Below are 16,656 nucleotides of genomic sequence, written 5' to 3'. Positions count from 1 at the left end.
TCGCGGCCAACAAAAAAGCGCCACGAGGGCGCCTACGGGATGCAGTGCCTCGGGCAGTACCGGATTCAGGCGGTGGTAGTGCTCATGTCGCACGCTCGGCCAGCGTTTCCGCGGGCCACCTCGTGATATCGGAGTGGCGTACAAAGGAGGACTTCGAACCCACGCTCTGGAAGCGTGGTGGGCGGTACAGGGTTCGAACCTGTGACCCCTACCATGTCAAGGTAGTGCTCTACCGCTGAGCTAACCGCCCGGTCTGCCCTTTGCAGGGGCGCGAATTCTAGCCCGGAAACCGGTGCGCCGACAACCATGTCTTCACGGGGCGCGCGAAACGCCCGCCCCGCTTCGGCGCGGCCCGGTGGCGACGGGGGCAGGCCGGCGGCAATGCGCGGCTCGCGGGCACAAAACCCGCTCACCCGGCCAGGCTGGCCTCCTTGAGCTTGCGGATCTCGTCGCGCAGGCGGGCGGCATCCTCGAACTCCAGATCGCGGGCGTGCTGGTACATCTGCTGCTCCAGCGTCTTGATCCGGGCCACCGCCTGGGCGGGATCCAGGACGGCGTACTCGCTCCTTTCCTCCGCCACCCTGCGCTTGCCGCGTCCCGATCTGGCCTCGGCGACTTCGGTGCGGGCGCCCTCCAGGATGTCGACGATGGGCTTGGCCACCGATTTGGGGGTGATGCCGTGCTCGACGTTGTATTCCAGCTGCTTTTCCCGGCGGCGGCTGGTCTCGTCGATCGCCGCCTGCATCGAACGGGTGATCTTGTCCGCGTACAGGATGGCCTTGCCGCGCAGGTTGCGGGCCGCGCGGCCGATGGTCTGGATCAGCGAACCGGTCGAACGCAGGAAGCCCTCCTTGTCGGCATCCAGGATCGCCACCAGCGACACTTCCGGCATGTCCAGGCCTTCGCGCAGCAGGTTGATGCCGACCAGCACGTCGAACTTGCCCAGGCGCAGGTCGCGGATGATTTCCACCCGCTCCACCGTGTCCACGTCCGAGTGCAGGTAGCGCACCTTCACGCCGTGCTCGCCGAGATACTCGGTCAGGTTCTCGGCCATCCGCTTGGTCAGGGTGGTGACCAGCACGCGATCGCCCCAGGACACCCGCAGGTTGATTTCCGACAGCAGGTCGTCGACCTGGGTGCCGACCGGGCGGATTTCCACCTCGGGGTCGACCAGGCCGGTCGGGCGCACCACCAGTTCGACGATTTCGCCGTTGGACTCGCGCAGCTCGTAGGGTCCCGGGGTGGCCGACACGTAGATGCTGCGCGGCGAGCGCTCTTCCCACTCCTCGAACCGCAGCGGCCGGTTGTCCAGTGCCGACGGCAGGCGGAAACCGAACTCGACCAGGGTCTCCTTGCGCGAGCGATCGCCCTTGTACATCGCGCCGATCTGCGGAATGGTCACGTGCGATTCGTCGATGACCAGCAGCGCGTCGGCCGGCAGGTAGTCGAACAGCGTCGGCGGCGGCTCGCCGGGCGCCTTGCCGGTCAGGTGGCGGGAGTAGTTTTCGATGCCCGAGCAGTAGCCGACCTCGGCCATCATCTCCAGGTCGAACTGGGTGCGCTGGGCCAGGCGCTGGGCCTCGACCAGTTTGTTCTGCGCGTACAAGAGCTCCAGCCGCTCCTTCAACTCGATCTTGATGGTGTCGATGGCGGTCAGCACGCGGTCGCGGGTGGTCGCGTAGTGGGTCTTCGGATAGACCGTGTAGCGTTGCAGCTTGCGCAGGGTTTCGCCGGTCAGCGGGTCGAACAGGGTCAGGTTCTCCACGTCGCCGTCGAACAATTCGATGCGCAGCGCCTCGCTGTCGCTTTCGGCCGGATGCACGTCGATGACCTCGCCCCGCACCCGGAAGGTGCCGCGCTGCAGTTCGTACTCGTTGCGGGTGTATTGCAACTCTGTCAGGTGCTTGATCAGCTGGCGCTGGTCCATGTGCTCGCCCAGCGACAGGATCAGGCGCAGCGACAGGTAGTCCTCGGGCGCGCCGAGGCCGTAGATCGCCGAGACCGTGGCCACCACCAGCGCGTCGGGACGGGACAGCAACGCCTTGGTCGCCGACAGCCGCATCTGTTCGATGTGCTCGTTGATCGAACTGTCCTTCTCGATGAAGGTATCCGACGACGGCACGTAGGCTTCGGGCTGGTAGTAGTCGTAGTAGCTGACGAAGTATTCCACCGCGTTGTGCGGGAAGAACGACTTGAACTCGCCGTACAACTGCGCCGCCAGGGTCTTGTTCGGCGCCATCACCAGGGTCGGTTTCTGTACCGCCTGGACCACGTTGGCGACGGTGTAGGTCTTGCCGGAACCGGTCACGCCCAGCAGGGTCTGCTTGGCGAGGCCGGATTCGAAATTCTCCACGAGTTTCCGGATGGCCTGCGGTTGATCGCCGGCCGGAGAGTAAGGCGAAACGAGTTGGAAGCGGTCGGTCATGGGGGCATCCCGAAAGCGATCGCTGAGTATAGCCATCCGACGATGACCGACGCCGGGTAGATTTCCTACCCGGCCTCACGGCGCCGTCCGATGGCACGCGATCCGCGCCTGGACAAACCTGAACAACCCTTGCACGGATGTCAGGAGACCCCATGCGCCGGACGCGCGCCGATATCACCTTCCCACCCGACACGGGCCGTTCGCAGCGAGGGGTGACCCTGCTGGAACTGGCGGCCACCATGGCCATCGCCTGCCTGCTCCTTGGCCTGGGCCTGCCCTCGTACCTGCAGATGACCCAGCAATGGCGCGCCGACGCCACGCGCAACCTGCTGCTGTCGCACTTCGCCAGCGCCCGCCTGACCGCCATCAGTCACCGCAGGATCACCGCCGTCTGTCCTTCGAATGGTCCCGACAGTGGCTGCCGCCAGGACGGCGACTGGAGCCACGGCTGGCTGATGTTCTTCGACCCGGATGGCGACCGCCAGCCCAACCTCCCGGAAGACCTGCTGCGTCACGAGGCTGTGTCGCTTCCGGACGCTTTCAGGATCCGCTCCTCTTCCGGGCGGCCGCAGCTGCGCTACCTGCCGAACGGCATGAGCACGGGCAGCAACCTGACCGTCCGGATCTGCCTGCAGGAACGCCTGATGACGGAAGTCATCGTCAACAACGCGGGCCGCGCGCGCAGCCGCCGCAACGGCAGTGGCGAGACCTGCCCGCCCTGAGCCCGCCAGGCCCCGGAGACTTGCCCCGCTCCCGCGGGCCTGATTACAATAGCGGACCCCGCCCGAATAGCTCAGCCGGTTAGAGCACTTGACTGTTAATCAGGGGGTCGTTGGTTCGAGTCCAACTTCGGGCGCCATTTTTAAGAGGCTGCGCATCTGCGCGGCCTTTTTTCTGTCCAATATTCCGGCATCTGTCCAATATTCCGTCGGTGTCGATGGGCTCATCCTGTGCCCTTGCGGAGCGCCAGACCATCGGACCAGGGCGCGATCGACAGTCGGGTTTTCCCTACAGGCCCCGCTGCCGGTACCGGGCCGCCATGGCATCGAATCTCGATGCCTCGCGTTGCAGGTGATCGACCTGTTCGAACTTGCGGCGGGACTTCGCCGACGAGCCTGCCGATGATCTGAAGCGGAGGTCGTGGGCGCGCGCCCGCATGTCTTCCGCCTGCGCGCTCGCCCACTCGGCTTTCGTCTTGAACCTGGGGCGCCTACCTGCCATCCCGCCCACTCTGCCCGCGCGCCGTCTCACGTGCCGCGCCGTTTGCCACGGCTGCCAACTAGCGGCGCTTCTTTCCTCGCCGCCGTCGATTCTCTTTCCGCTGGAGCTCGATCATCTCTTCCGGCGTCGGCGGCGGACCATAGTCCGGCCGCGGCGCGACCGGCCGGGCGACAGCCGGTACCGGCGGTGCCTGCGGCACATCAGGTCCGACGGGTTCACCGGTTGCGGTCCGTGGCCTCGGTATAGCGGCCACCTCCTGACGCAGGCGGGCCAGGTTTGCCCACAGCCACCGGTCGACCATCTTCTTCCCGAACTCCGCCGTCGGGGCTTTGCCTCCGACACTCTTTCGCCGAATGCCCCAGTGCCGATTCACGTACACCAGCCAGCCGGTACCAACCGCCACGGGAGTGACCTGCGCGATGTCGCAATGGTCCATACGCAACCAGTGGTGCTTGAAGAAAGCGTCGTACCGCCAGGTAACGTCGGGCGGCAGGCTGGAGGGCCATGGGATAGGCATGTGATCAGCCTACGGCCGACCTCGCCAACCCGAAAGGTGAAACCCTGAATTGGCCGTCTCAATCTTTGAGATGGCCGGGCGTATAGTCCGCCCCATGACCATCCACTCCGACGCCTGGCCGGCGTTCGTCGCCGAGATCCCGGCCATCAAGTCCGCCGACCTGCAAGGCGACGCCCTGTGGGATCGTATCGAGCGAGCGTGGGCACCCCTGTTCGAAGGCGTGTGCGAATCGGACGGCGCGCGGCTCTACGAAGATGCGATGCATCGCCTCGCCGCCGCTGGCGCCATCCCCCGAGACTGGCTCCTGGGAATCTGACCATGTGCTACAGCGCGATGATCCAGGCCGACTACGACAAGTTCTGCCGCCAGAACGGCGCGATCATGAGTTTCGAGGATTTCGCGCTCAACGTCTGGAGCGCGCCGGACCGTCATAAGAAGCGGGAGCAGCGTCGGAAGATGCCCAAGGCGGTCGAGGATTGGTTCCTGCGCCCGCAGCCCGATGGCCTCGGGCAGCAGATCGGCGCGGCCATCCGGGACGAGCGCGCCGCCGAGGTCGCTGCCTGGGCAACGGACCTGGCCGCACAGCACGAGCGCAGGGCACTGAACGAGGCCAAGCTCGAGAAGAAGCCGACGAAAACCGCAGCTGAGGAAGTGCGCAAAGCGAACAAGAAGATCACGCAGATTGAGCGGTGGATTGCCGATGCCGAGCGCGTCCAGCAGCTGCCGCGCGACTTCCGATTTTTCCCGCAGTGGTGGGTGCCGGTGCTGGTCATGGAAGAAGGCCGCCTCGTGCTCAAGCCCATGCGCTACCAGCTGCGCAAGCCCGGCATGCCCGCCTCGTCCGACTGGATAGAGGGTCGCGCACTACCCAACGGCCGCAAGACGCCGCGGCGCCTGAGTGGCACGTACAACGCCAGGCGCGACAACCTCGAGCGCTACTGGAAAGACCAGTTCGGGCGCAAGCACGGTGTCGTGCTGATCGACAGCTTTTTCGAGAACGTCTCGCGGCACCTTGCCGAGGGCCGGGAGCTCGCGCCTGGCGAGCCGGATGTCGGCGTCGAGGTGAAGTTCACACCGGAGCCGCGCGAGCCGATGGTGATCGCCTGCATCTGGGACCACTGGGAAGGGGCGGACGAGGATCCGTTCGATTGCTTCGCCTTCGTCACCGACGATCCGCCGCCCGAAGTCGCGGCGGCCGGCCATGATCGAATCCCGATCCGATTGCCAATGTCGCGCATGATGCCGTGGCTGACTCCGGAGCAGTACACGCGCGAGCAGCTGCATGCGATGCTCGACGAGCGGCCGGAAGCCTTCTACGGGCACGTCATCGAGCGAGAGGCTGCATAACCGAGCCGGCCTCCGCCACCGACAGCGGAGACCGGCCCCACCCCCACACCGTGCCCATTGCGGTGTGAGCCGCCAGGGTGCTCGAGGACCGAGCTGCCAAGCCGGATGAGCACCTAGCTGGCGGCGCAAAAAATTTCGCGCGCTTCTGGTGAAGAGAATTTGAAAAATCGGCCTATGGCGGCACTTCCTCAACAGCCATGGCGCCGCCGAAATACTGCCGCTGGATGTTCTGCGGCCCCGGGAACTCGACGGCGACGCCGTACACCGCTGAACGGTTGAGCAAGGCGGGATCGATGGCCCCGGCGCTGTTCCGGTACTGGGGCACCACGCAGCAGCGCCGCCCGCCAACGATGGCCGCGGCGACCGTTTCCCAGTCGTCGCCGTTCGCCAGGGCACCACCCCGAACGTCTGCCGTGGGCGCCCCGGCGAGCGACCCGGTGAACCGTCGATAGCTCGTCGCCTGGACGGTCGACACCTGCCCTCCCCGGCTGCGGATGTGCGCGCTCGGGTCGACGCGCGCGATGGCCCAGCTTTCGGAAAGCCGTACGGTCACCGCCGGCATGATCACGACCTCACCGATCTCGAACTCGGTCGCGGCCGTCGCCCAGGTGACCCCGCCTGCATTGTTGTAGAGGTTGACCGCCAAGCTGGTGATCGCATCGATGCCCTCGCCCAGGATCAGCCAGCAGCCGATCGAGCCGTCGGCCATGCGGCGAGTCACGCCGGTGTTCCCGCCGCCGAGGGTGTAGGTGTGGGATCCATCCGCCGGCCGCTTGCCGGCGACCATCACCGACACCCCCTCCGGCACGCCCTTGAGCCCCAGGAGCGCGACGACGCGCGGGCGGATGGTGGTACCCAGGGGTGCAGCGATCATGAGCACCTGGGCCGTCGTGGGCGTTCCCGAGAGCCACCGAAGCCGCGTACGGCGCCCTGGCTTCCCGTCGAACATGGCAGTACCGAGATCGGCCGAGAGCCATGCGGCTCCGGTCCCGGTCAGCGTGGGAGCCGACACCGCCGGCATTCCGTATCCGATGAGCATGGTTCAACCCCAGAGCGTAAGGGTGACGTCGCCGGTGGCCGGGTTCCGGGCGACGCCGCGCACGAGAACCTTCTTGCCGGCGGCGAGGCCGAATCGTGGATGGGTGATGCGTCCGACCTGGCCCGGCTTCGGCGCGAAGTCCGGATCGCTCACCCGCCAGTGATATAGCGCGCGCGGGACGGCGTAGATCGCCACGACTCGGTCAATCTCCGCCTGTGCATCCTGCTGGCGCCAGAAGCACGACACGAACGGGTCAGCGCTATCTGCATGCGCGTAGCGCGCGGCCAACGGGCCGGCCGCGTACACCTGGCCCCGCCACAGGCCGGTAAGCTCGTCGCGCCGCGCCTGCGGCAATTCGACGAGATCGGTCACCAGGTCGGACGGGCTCAGTGCCAGCGCGTTCGGGCGATAGGCCATGCGCCGCGTCAGGTTCGGCGCCGTATCCGGGAGGCTCACGACGTCGTCGACGGTGTCGGCACGGTCCAGGTCGAACGCCGGGGCGCCGGCATACGCCTCCGGGGCGATGATGCGGCTGAAGCGCAGCGTGCCGTCGCTGTCCTGCCACCACCACGCCCCGTAGCTGGGGAGGATGGCAGCCAGCGCTTCGCGGACGGTCCTGCCGTCGCCGTCGTAGTAGCCCACTCCGGCGTAGCCAGTGGCCGCGTCGATGGCTGCCGCATCGGCGCTGGACCAGGCCGCCTTCCCGATGGCGCCAAAGATGGCGGTCAGGGCCTGGACCAGGGTCGCGGGTGCAGGGCCGGCGCCGATACTGGAGACGTCGGCCACGACCGGTCCCACCGGCGGGCTGTACATTTCCAGCTGCTGCGCATTCGGCGCTACCTGAAACGTTCCGGCCTCCATGATGTCGCCGCGGTCCATCACCACGGAGACGCTGGCCAGCGGGCGGCCAGCCAGGTAGATCGACGTGCCGTCCGTATTGGTGGGCAGTCCCGGAACGCTGGCCACGGCGCCGATGACGACAGGGATCGACTTCCACGCCAGCGCCGGCAGGTTCGGGAGGAACACCCCGCGGGCGAGCGGTTGATCCAGGTCGTCGTGAGCGTCGCGCAGGACCAGGGTCTTCGCCGACTCTCCCTCCACTTCCACCCGGTCCAGTACGAACCGCGCAACGTCGGTCGCAGCGGCAACGGCGCCGTCGTCGGTGCCCACGCGAACGCGGACTGGCATGCCGCGCAGATCTTCCGCCGCGAAGCCGTCGAGCGCGCCGTCGGCATCCACTACCCGGCAAGACGCACCGCTGGCGTTGGCGGGCATGTCGCCGCCCCAGGGCCAGAAACCCAGATCGGCGACGGTCGTGATGCCGTCCAGGATGACGCCCTCGTAGCGCGCGTGTGCCGGCGCGTCAGTGCCCGCGCTCAGGTAGTCGAGATCCGCGAGCCGCGTCGAGCTGGCGGGCAATGCGCCAGCGGGCCAGCCAGCCGCGGCGGCCGGGCTGCGCGCTTGCCACTGGCCGGCATTCACCGCGCAGGACAGCCCGCCGGCTTGCGTCGTCGCCAGGCGAACCGCGAACACCAGGGGAGCGGCCAGTGCGAAGGTGCCGGTCCAGACCTGGGCGCCGTTGAGGTAGAGGGTGAACGTGTTGGGGGTTCCGACCTGCACTCGGATCCCGACGATGTCGCCCTTGTCGGCCAGCGGCAGGCCGCTCGCGACGATGCCGGCAGGGGTCGCCACTTCGCCCAGGCGCAGGCGCCAGCCGATTCCCGCATAGGTCACGTCCTGATTGACCGGAGCGGACTGGGCGGTGATGCCAATCACTGCGGCCAGCGAGTCGTCGCCCCAGAAGGTGAACTCGACGCCCCGCGTGCCGCTGCTGATCGCGACGTCGCTGCGGGCGATGCGCGCGACACCGCTCGCCGCCGCATTGGTGGTCAGCAGGAGCCCGCCCGCATCGACGGACAGTTGGGGTCCAAGGGGGGAAACGGCGAAGCGCCCGAATACCGTCGGCATCGTCAGAGCACCTGATCCAGGTCGACGTCGAGGCTCGCCTTGGCGATCGTGATCGCCCGGCGGATGTCGTTCGAGCGCACCAGGTCGCCGTCCCACGGAATCAGCGTGGTCGCGTCCATGTCCGGATTCTCCGACGGAGGATCCGGCGGCGGCGCCATCGTCAGCTGCTCACCAAGAACCAGCATGAGGCATTCGCGCACGATGGCGGGGACGCCCAGCGTGTCCTGCTGGTACTGGCTGGCCGCGTGCTTGAAGTCGACGAACGCCTTGTGCCGACCCTGCGCGTCAACGATCGGTTGCATGAACTCGTCGACCCACGTCGCCGTTACCTGGATGCTCGGGCACAGGCTCTCCTGAATCGCCTTGACGCGCTGCTGCACGAGAACCAGCTCGCCGCCCGACTGGTCGGATGGATCCGGATCACCATTCGGCAGCAGGCGCTGGACCAGCTGGACGATCAGTCCATCGGTGGGCGTCAGGTCAGGGCGTTTCGTGTAGGCCATCGTCGGTGCCAAAAGTGCTGTGAACGTCAAAGGCCAGGATCCATCTTGATGTTGTGGTGCGCCATGTAGGCCCCGCGGCGGCCGCCGGCAAGAAAGCACGCGTTCTCGACGGTGATATGGATGACCACCTTCGCGCCGACGTGCGTGACGCCCACGACGCGACTGAACTCGTCGATCCAGAGCCACCGGTGCCGCACCATCCAGCCGGCCGGCAGCAGGGTCAGCCAGCGCCACCGCAGGCGCGCGCTCGGCAGGTGATGTCCCAGCACGTCGGGCGCGAGCATCAGGCCGCGCTCGCGGGTAGGCAGCGGCGCGGACGTGGAGCAATCGAGCCAAACGCCATTTGCCAACTGCACCCGGACGCAGTCCGTCCGCTTTCGCTCGGCCTGCGAAACTCGGCCGGTGCGGCGTTCGAACGTGAAGGGATTGATCAGGTGCATCAGGCTGTGGCGCCGCACCTCGCCCGCGCGCCGGCCGCAGGGCAAATGCGATTCCTCGACGACGCACGGCGGCCCGCCTCCCCCGCCTCCGGATCCACTGGTCGGGAAGGTGACCGACAGCGAGCCCACGTAGAGCCGAGAGCGGGAGTTCTGGGTCTGGTTGAGATCCGTGGTGATGCCGAGCGTCCGGCTGCCGCCTGCCCACGTGTCGTCGTCGTAGTACAGGTGGTACTTCACCGTCGTGCCGCCGGTACCGGTCACGCTTCCGCTGCTGGCGCTGTACGCCTTGTCGCTGCCCATCGAGCGCAGGGTCATCGCGCTCACGGAGATCGTTGCGCTCGCCGGGCTCCCCGCGGTGGCCGTGTAGGTGATCGTCGCCCCGGTGAGCCACATGGCGCCCATGTTGGCGAAACCGCCGGGCGGGAAATTGTAGGCACCGCCGGCCTGCTGCCCTGAGCCGTTGATGCGCATGCCGTTGCGCCACTTGCCGCCGGAGTAGTAGGCGTCCTCGATGCCATAGCGCACGTACTGCGCGCCATCGGTCAGGTCGGTATCCAGGGAGTAGGCCCGGATCAGCGAAACCGACTTGAAGTCGGTGCGCAGGATGACCGTGTTGTTGTGGGTGTAGGTGGCGCCGGACTGGTTGCGGACGTAGGTGTCGAAGTAAATGTGCGCGAAGCGCGCGCCGGCCGGTGCGACCAAGGTGACAGGAGCCGACATCGCGGCGGCGCGGTTGCGCGTCCACTGGAACGGGGGTTCGATGCGCGTGCCGTCGGCTTCGTAGAAGTAGACGAAGATACGGGACTGGACCGTGATGCCGGCGGACGGGTTCGAACCGTTGTAGGCTACATCGATTTCCGGCACCAACACGTAGGTCGCGCCAGCTTCCACCGGAATCGGCTGAATCGTGCGCACCTGGGGCGCTACGATCGCGGTATTGACGATCGGGTTGTTGCCCACCTCGCAACGGATAGCACCGCTGGACAGGCGGTTTACCGCCGTCGCGGGATAGCTTTCTTCGCCGCGCACCACGATCCAGTTGTCGGTGCATTCCGCGTTGGTTCCCAGCACACCAACCGGCGTGCCCGTCACGTTGGAGGTGAATGTCGGATTGGGAATCAGGTTGGCACCGGCCGCCATGACAGCCGCCAGCGCACGCGCTTTCCCTGCGATGGCGTTGAGCAGCGACTGGCGCGCGTTGTAGAGCGCCGTCCAGGTGTTATTCCATGTGCCGCGGACGATGTTGGTCGTGCCGGTTACGTTGGTCCAGGCGTAAGAAGCATCCAGGACGCCCACCGTGGTGCGCAGGTAGGTCTTCAGCGCGGTGACCGCGTTGTCGTAGGCGGCTTTCTCGGCGGCCAGGCCGTAAGCCGTACCTTGTGCGTCGATTCCGACCTGCTCGGTGGTGACCTCCTCGTATTCCCGCTTGGCAGTGACTTTCTCGTTGGCGGTAAGCTTGCCATCGTTGGCAATGTCGCTTAGCTGGGCGAGGGATGCTGTTGCGTCGGCAGCTGCGGCCGTGGCGATGTCGACGGCGCGGTCGGCCTGCTGCGTGCTCTGGCCCGGTACGAATGGCGATGGCGTGAGCGAGCTGCCGATCTGGGGCTCGATCATCAAACCGTCGATGTAGACATCGCGACCAGCAACACCGCTCCGGTTGAAGTAGAACAGCAGCACGGCGCCATCGGCGACGGCACTGGTCATGTCGATGGAAGCTGAGTACCGGGCCCGCGAAGTCGTCAGAGCCAGCGTAGAAGCGGCCCGAATGTTGCCGTCCGCATCCTTCAGGGTCATGCGCACTTGGTGGCCGGCGACGCTCGCGCGGCCATAGAACGAGACCAGGTAACGCCCTGGCGCCAACGGGGTGTTGTAGTCGGTCCCGGACGTGCCGAAGTAGGCGAAATTGTTGTTGGCGTTGGTGTCGGTGGTGGTCACCTTCAGGGACCGACCGGCAATCGCACCCGAGTCGGCCACTGCGTACACCAGGCCGCCGGGCGCGGAGGCCACGGGCGGGAAGGTGGCGGCCGTCAGCTGCTGGGTCGCCTTGTATCGGGCGTACTCGTCGCCGAGCAGGTTGTATCCGCTACCGCCGCCGTACAGGTCGGCCGGCGCGACCGGCGTCTGCATGACCCAGGGCGACCAGGCGGAAGCGATGCCTCGCAGCACTGCGCGCACGCGCCAGTGGGTGGTGGTGGACTCGCTGGCGTTGTAGACCCGGTCCGTGCCGGTATAGACGCTCGCCGAGGCGCCGGGTACACCCGCGTTGTCGACGGCACGCTCCAACTCGTACTGGACGCCCTTCGTGGTCACCGATAGCCACGTCAGCCGAATCCCGCCGATTTGTGGCGATGCCGCCAGGCCCAGCGGGACCGGCGGCGGCGGTGATTGCCAGGTCGACGGCACCCACGAGCCATACACTGGCGCTGCGGGCGTAGTTGCCGGGAGGCTGCTCGGAGCGACTTCCAGGAGGAGAATGCGACGGGCCATGATCAGGCGTTCAACCGGCCCAGGCGTTCCACAACCCGATCCATGTCGGCCCTGCCGCCGCCGTCCGCGATGCGATAGAGCACGTCGCGGATCTGGGTCAGCAGCTCGTTTCCGCCATTCGCTCCGCCGCTGCCGCCCGTTCCGGAATTGACCGGACCGTTCCCACCAGTGGTCGGAGTCTTCGGCTGGCCTCCCGTCGGCAGCGGAGCAGTGGCGCCGCTCGCGCGCGCAAAGAGCGCCCGAGCGATGTTGTCCGGCAGCGCGCCTATGATGTCTGCGAGGTCGCCCATCGTCGTCCCGTCGTCCATGGTCAGATCTGGCGACCCCATGCCGCCGATCATCCCCTTCACCCGGTCATAGAGGTCGTTGTAGTCCCGACCGGACGCGTACAGGTTGCGGCCGAACCCAAGCACGGACTGCGAAAGCGAACTCGCCGCGGACACGTCACCGGCCGCGACCGCGGCCTGAAGCTGCTTCATGCTCTCTGCCAGCTTCTCCCGGTCATTCAGGGGCGAATACTGGGAGACCGCCAGGTCGCCGAGCAGAGCATTCCGCTCACGCTCGATCTGTTCCTGAAGTCGCCCCATCTTGACCGCACGCAGTTCCTCGATCTTTGCCAGGTCCTCGGCGCTCGCGCCGGCCAGCCCGAGGGCTTTCGCATACTCGTTTACCGCCTTGACCTGCTGGCGGTAGGTCATCTCGATGTCGAGTGCCGCCCGTTGCGCATCGCTGAGTCCTGCGGTCATCAGTTCGGCGCGGACGTCGGTCATCAGGGAGCTGTAGTTGCCGAGCAGCCCCATCACCCGTTCCATTTCTTCCTGGAGCGTGGTGCCATTCTTCTCGGCAAGCTCCATGAAGTATTCGACACCCTTCGTGACGTTGCCGAGCTCCCAGGAAGTCAGTGCCCGTCCCAGGTCTTCGGCGCTCCCGGTGACCAGGTTGATCGTCGCGGACAGCGTGGTCATCACCTCCGTCGCGTTGAACCCATCGTCGAGCAGGTGGCCGAACCCCAGCGTCCGAACTGCCTGGCCGGTCAGGTTGCCGACCATGTCGTCGATCGCCTTCTCGATCTGCTGGCGGGCCTTCTCGGGGTCGCTGTCGAGCTGAAGCTTGCCGATGCTGACCTTGACGTTCTTCAGTTGCTCGCTGACGTCGACGCCGAGTTGCTTGGCAAGGGTCTCCACGCCCTTCCCAACGCTGTCCACGGCCATGTCGAACGCGCGATCCACTTCCGGCTGGATGGCTCCCCATTGCGTCCAGCGCTTGTCGCTGCGGAACCAGCCGCCCTTTTGCTTCACGTCCGCCCAGCTGCTGCCGTCGAACCCGCCGAAGCCGTAGGTGCCCGCGATGCCGGAACCTTGCACCTTCGGCGCGCTGCGCCCGAAGGCTTTGCCGAGCAGCGACGAGCCGGAGAAGATGGCCGCGGTCTTGTCGCTCATGCCCAGCATGCGGCCAATCTTGTCCAGGGACATGCTGTCCAACATCAGCGGCGTCGCGAGACCCCCCGTCATCAGGTTCCCGCGCAGGAGGAGGTCGCTCTTGTCCTGATACTGGAGGCCGAAACCATCCTTGTAGGCGGAGCCGGCCATCTTCATTCCGGCCATGATCAAGGCGGCCCAGGGCATGAAGCTCGCCACTGAGCCCAAAGCGCCTGCGGCGCCTGACGCTGCGCCCGCGCCCGCGCCGGCACCACTGGCACCCGCGCCCCAGAAGCTGCCGACGCTGTTCCCGAAGTTGAACAGACTTCCGGCGCCACTCACCGCCTGCTTAGCCCACAGACTTCCGGCGCCAACGCTGGACGCACCACCGCCACCACCGAACAAACTGGCGATCGACGAGATCCAGCCGCCATTCCCTCCACCGAACACGCTCGCCCAATTGCCCGCTCCCTGGCCGGCCGCGCTGAAGCCGTTGCCATTGAACAGGCCCATCAGCGAGTTCCAGATACCGCCGCCCCCCTGACCGCTCATCCCATCCAGAATTCGGGTCTGGATCGGGATCACGATCTTCTGCTGCAAGAGCTGCCGAATCAGGTCCGCGACTCCGCGCTTCGCGATGTCTTTCAGGTCATCCCAGAAACCGTCGAAGTCCCGCGCACCATCGGCGATGAAGTCGCTGAATGCCGTGGCGGCGTCCTCGATGCCACCGACGAAGATGCCGGCCCATTGCTCGGCCATGGCCGCAGCCTCTTCGACCTGTACGGACCAATCGGCGAAAGCGCGCGCCTCCGCAAGCAGCTTCTGCTGCATGTCCGGCGAATCGCGCAGCTCGATGTTCCCCGCTTCGATTGCGTCAGTGATCGCCCGACGCATGTCGTTTTCGTTCTGCAACTGGCGCTGGTACCGGTCGCGCGCCGGACCGATCATGCCCAGCAGACGCAGCTCGCCACTCATGGTGTCCAGGAGCGCCTGGGGCGCCCGCTGCTGCTTTTCCAGCTCGACACGACGCTTTTCCAGCTCGGCGGCGGAAGCCTTCAGCATTGCCTGCTCAGCGGCGAGAGACATGTTCCCGGCTTCAACTTCTTTCCGCCATTCCTTGGCCTGCTGGTCAGCGCGCGCCACGGCCTCGGCGTATGGCCCGTTCAGCGCGGCAGCGGCGATCTCCGCCTGAGCGGCGTAGCGAGCCAGGGATTCGGCCCGCTGCTTCGCGTCGCGTTCCTCTTCCTTGGCGCGTGCAGCGGCATCCTTCCGAGCCTTCTCGGCTCTGCCTTCCTCGTCACTGAAGTAGGAGGCTAGCGCGCGCTCGTACGCACCCTTATCTGGGCCGTCCGTCATATTCATTGCGGCGCCGCCTCGGCGCGAGCTTCCGGACCGTCTCCGTTGATTCACGGGACGGTCGTCGGTCGACTCACTGCCATAGGCCCCAGGATGTGCGAGGCGCGCCTGTTCCTCGCCGAGATAGAAGAGATCCGAGCCCTGCCCCGCGACCTCCCATCCTCGCTTGACCTTGTCCCAGTTCAGGGTGAGCAAACCTTCAAGCGATTCGTGTAGGCCGACCACCGACATCGAGACGCCCTGGATCACATCGTCGATGGCTTTGAAGAGGGGTGCGACGAAGTCGACAGCGCCGCCCAGCACTTCGAAGGTGCCCTTAATCGTGTTCGTAACCTCTGCGACGCGCTCTCCGTCCTTGACGAAGTCAGTGAATCCCTCGGTCAACTGGGTCATCGCCGGAAGCATGTCCGCAGCGATCTGGAGATACAGCCCCTCCATGGCGAGGGTCATTTCGTCAGTACGGTCGCGGAACTTAGCCGCGGCCGCGGCGGTGTCCGAATCGATGATGCCGCCGAGCTCGCGCGCCCGGGCGCCCATCTGTTCCAGGCCAGACGATCCCAGGTTCAGGAACTCGAGCATCTCGGAGCCGCTCTTGCCGAACAGCTCCATCGCCGTCGCGGATTCGAGGGTCTCGTTCGTGAGGCCCTTAAACCGGTCCATCACCTCCGGCAGCACGCTCTGTGCCTGGCGCAGGCGGCCGGTCGCGTCGACGACCTCAATGCCGAGTGTCTTGAACAGCTTCGCCTGCTTGCTGTTCGGATCCTGTGCATCGGCCAGGTTCTTCGAGAACTTCGCCAGAGACCCGGTCAGGGCATCAAGGTTCGATCCGGTCAGCTGGGCGGCGTAGCGGTACTCGGATAGCTTCTCGGTGCTGATCCCCAGCCGCGCGCTCAGCTCGTCGACTTTGTCGGCCGCACTGATCGCTCCCTGGAAGCCTTGCCACGCCTGAGCGATGCTGTAGGACAGGCCGGCCACGGCGGCTAGTTCCTTTGCTACACCGATCGCGGCGCCCTGCATGGCGCGCTGAATCTGCTTTGCACCCTTCTCGGCGATTCGGGCGGCACGCCCCATGTCGGTCTCGAGGCTGCCCGTCTTGAGCAGCATGTCGATCGTCAGTTGGCCGAGCGAACGAACGGTCATGGGTCACCAAAAGAGATAACCCCGCCGGGGCGGGGTGGGTTCAGAGAAATGCGTCGAACACGGACTGGGCGACGTCGTCAGGATGCGGCGGAACCAGCGCTTCGAAGACGTCATCGAAGCTCTCGCTCGTCTTCGCCCAGCCGTACTTCGCCGTGTAGAACGCGCCGAGCGCCGCCGGCCGGATATGCAGGCCGATCGGGTCGATGGGGTTGCGCTGGTGAAACTGCCACCAGCGTCGGAACTCCGCCCGCGTCATGCGCTTGCGGAGTTCCGCCACCGTGCAGCCGAGGTTCAAGGCCAGGACATGCCAGAACCACAGCTCACCCTTTCGGCTTAGGACTTTCCCGCGCGCTCGTCCGAATCAGACTGCTCGCCGGCCCCGTTGACCTCGAAGCAGATCCGCTCGAGGTCGCGCGCGACATTGACCTTCAGGGCAGCCGCCTGCTCGGCGGTCATGACCGGCTTGCCATCGGCGTCGCAGATGCATGCGGCGATCAGGTTGGCGCGGTCGTAGGGGGCGCCGACCTTCTGCCGGAACTCGGCATCGGGCAGCTCGCGGACGAAGACGTCGGCGGACTGCTTGCCCAGCTTGACCGAGCGCTGCTGCAACTCGGACGACGCGAAGGCGCCGGACGCCTGGAGGGCGTCCAAGAGGGACAGGGTCACGACGCTTGCGATGGTGGCGTTCTCGACGCCGGGGGTATTGCGATTGGACATGGCCGTTTTTCCATAGGTGCCCGGACGCGCGAGACGCGCACGGCGAACACGCGGGTTACCCCGTGCGCCCGGGCGTGT

At 66.4% G+C, this 16,656-nt stretch carries 11 protein-coding genes and 2 tRNA genes; 4 read left to right on the top strand and 9 right to left on the bottom strand.

Annotated features, from left to right (window positions below):
• Positions 1-175: 175 nt before the first annotated feature.
• Together IB228_RS02425 and uvrB are read right to left on the bottom strand one after the other, a co-directional pair.
• A tRNA-Val gene (locus tag IB228_RS02425) sits at positions 176-250 on the bottom strand.
• Positions 251-409: 159 nt separating this feature from the next.
• Entirely contained in the window at positions 410-2,425 is a 2,016-nt protein-coding gene (gene uvrB, locus IB228_RS02420) for an excinuclease ABC subunit UvrB (RefSeq protein ID WP_183643454.1), read from the bottom strand.
• Between the two features lie 152 nt (positions 2,426-2,577).
• On the opposite strand from uvrB, the gene IB228_RS02415 reads away from it, so the two are divergent.
• The 4 genes from IB228_RS02415 (at position 2,578) to IB228_RS02400 (ending at position 5,510) form a co-directional block, all read left to right on the top strand.
• A complete protein-coding gene (locus tag IB228_RS02415) occupies positions 2,578-3,147 on the top strand; it encodes a GspH/FimT family pseudopilin (protein ID WP_192197847.1) in 570 nt (189 codons plus the stop codon).
• Positions 3,148-3,207: 60 nt separating this feature from the next.
• Positions 3,208-3,284 (top strand) — tRNA-Asn (locus IB228_RS02410).
• A 973-nt stretch (positions 3,285-4,257) separates the two neighbouring features.
• Positions 4,258-4,479: a hypothetical protein gene (locus IB228_RS02405; RefSeq protein ID WP_192197478.1), complete on the top strand. Its 222-nt coding sequence runs from the start codon at positions 4,258-4,260 to the stop codon at positions 4,477-4,479.
• Between the two features lie 2 nt (positions 4,480-4,481).
• Positions 4,482-5,510 (top strand): SOS response-associated peptidase family protein, encoded by a 1,029-nt coding sequence (locus tag IB228_RS02400; RefSeq protein WP_192197477.1) that lies wholly within the window; start codon positions 4,482-4,484, stop codon positions 5,508-5,510.
• 172 nt (positions 5,511-5,682) lie between these two features.
• Here IB228_RS02400 and IB228_RS02395 read toward each other — a convergent pair whose 3' ends face one another.
• The 7 genes from IB228_RS02395 to IB228_RS02365 all read right to left on the bottom strand — a co-directional run bounded on the left by IB228_RS02395 (position 5,683) and on the right by IB228_RS02365 (position 16,578).
• Entirely contained in the window at positions 5,683-6,384 is a 702-nt protein-coding gene (locus tag IB228_RS02395; protein ID WP_225562200.1) for a hypothetical protein, read from the bottom strand.
• A gap of 168 nt (positions 6,385-6,552) precedes the next feature.
• Positions 6,553-8,517, bottom strand: a complete 1,965-nt coding sequence (locus IB228_RS02390) for a hypothetical protein (protein WP_192197476.1) — start codon at positions 8,515-8,517, stop codon at positions 6,553-6,555.
• Positions 8,518-8,519: 2 nt separating this feature from the next.
• The gene (locus IB228_RS02385; protein WP_192197475.1) at positions 8,520-9,020 is read right to left on the bottom strand and encodes a hypothetical protein; all 501 of its coding nucleotides are present in this window, start codon (positions 9,018-9,020) and stop codon (positions 8,520-8,522) included.
• Positions 9,021-9,046: 26 nt separating this feature from the next.
• Positions 9,047-11,947: a hypothetical protein gene (locus IB228_RS02380; protein ID WP_192197474.1), complete on the bottom strand. Its 2,901-nt coding sequence runs from the start codon at positions 11,945-11,947 to the stop codon at positions 9,047-9,049.
• Between the two features lie 2 nt (positions 11,948-11,949).
• On the bottom strand, positions 11,950-15,861 hold the full coding sequence (locus IB228_RS02375) for a phage tail protein (RefSeq protein ID WP_192197473.1): 3,912 nt from the start codon (positions 15,859-15,861) through the stop codon (positions 11,950-11,952).
• A 40-nt stretch (positions 15,862-15,901) separates the two neighbouring features.
• Positions 15,902-16,156: a hypothetical protein gene (locus IB228_RS02370; RefSeq protein WP_225562199.1), complete on the bottom strand. Its 255-nt coding sequence runs from the start codon at positions 16,154-16,156 to the stop codon at positions 15,902-15,904.
• A gap of 38 nt (positions 16,157-16,194) precedes the next feature.
• On the bottom strand, positions 16,195-16,578 hold the full coding sequence (locus IB228_RS02365) for a phage tail assembly chaperone family protein, TAC (protein ID WP_192197472.1): 384 nt from the start codon (positions 16,576-16,578) through the stop codon (positions 16,195-16,197).
• Between the last annotated feature and the right edge of the window lie 78 nt (positions 16,579-16,656).

The organism is Pseudoxanthomonas sp. PXM04, from assembly GCF_014851695.1.
Classification (GTDB): Bacteria; Pseudomonadota; Gammaproteobacteria; order Xanthomonadales; family Xanthomonadaceae; genus Pseudoxanthomonas_A; species Pseudoxanthomonas_A beigongshangi.
Note: the sequence above shows the minus strand (reverse complement) of the source record. Positions and strands in the feature narration are given on the sequence as shown.

Excerpts from the sequence above, each read along its gene's own strand:
- uvrB (WP_183643454.1), bottom strand. The coding sequence starts at position 2,425 with ATGACCGACCGCTTCCAACTCGTTTCGCCTTACTCTCCGGCCGGCGAT.
- IB228_RS02415 (WP_192197847.1), top strand. The coding sequence starts at position 2,578 with ATGCGCCGGACGCGCGCCGATATCACCTTCCCACCCGACACGGGCCGT.
- IB228_RS02405 (WP_192197478.1), top strand. The coding sequence starts at position 4,258 with ATGACCATCCACTCCGACGCCTGGCCGGCGTTCGTCGCCGAGATCCCG.
- IB228_RS02400 (WP_192197477.1), top strand. The coding sequence starts at position 4,482 with ATGTGCTACAGCGCGATGATCCAGGCCGACTACGACAAGTTCTGCCGC.
- IB228_RS02395 (WP_225562200.1), bottom strand. The coding sequence starts at position 6,384 with ATGATCGCTGCACCCCTGGGTACCACCATCCGCCCGCGCGTCGTCGCG.
- IB228_RS02390 (WP_192197476.1), bottom strand. The coding sequence starts at position 8,517 with ATGCCGACGGTATTCGGGCGCTTCGCCGTTTCCCCCCTTGGACCCCAA.
- IB228_RS02385 (WP_192197475.1), bottom strand. The coding sequence starts at position 9,020 with ATGGCCTACACGAAACGCCCTGACCTGACGCCCACCGATGGACTGATC.
- IB228_RS02380 (WP_192197474.1), bottom strand. The coding sequence starts at position 11,947 with ATGGCCCGTCGCATTCTCCTCCTGGAAGTCGCTCCGAGCAGCCTCCCG.
- IB228_RS02375 (WP_192197473.1), bottom strand. The coding sequence starts at position 15,861 with ATGACCGTTCGTTCGCTCGGCCAACTGACGATCGACATGCTGCTCAAG.
- IB228_RS02365 (WP_192197472.1), bottom strand. The coding sequence starts at position 16,578 with ATGTCCAATCGCAATACCCCCGGCGTCGAGAACGCCACCATCGCAAGC.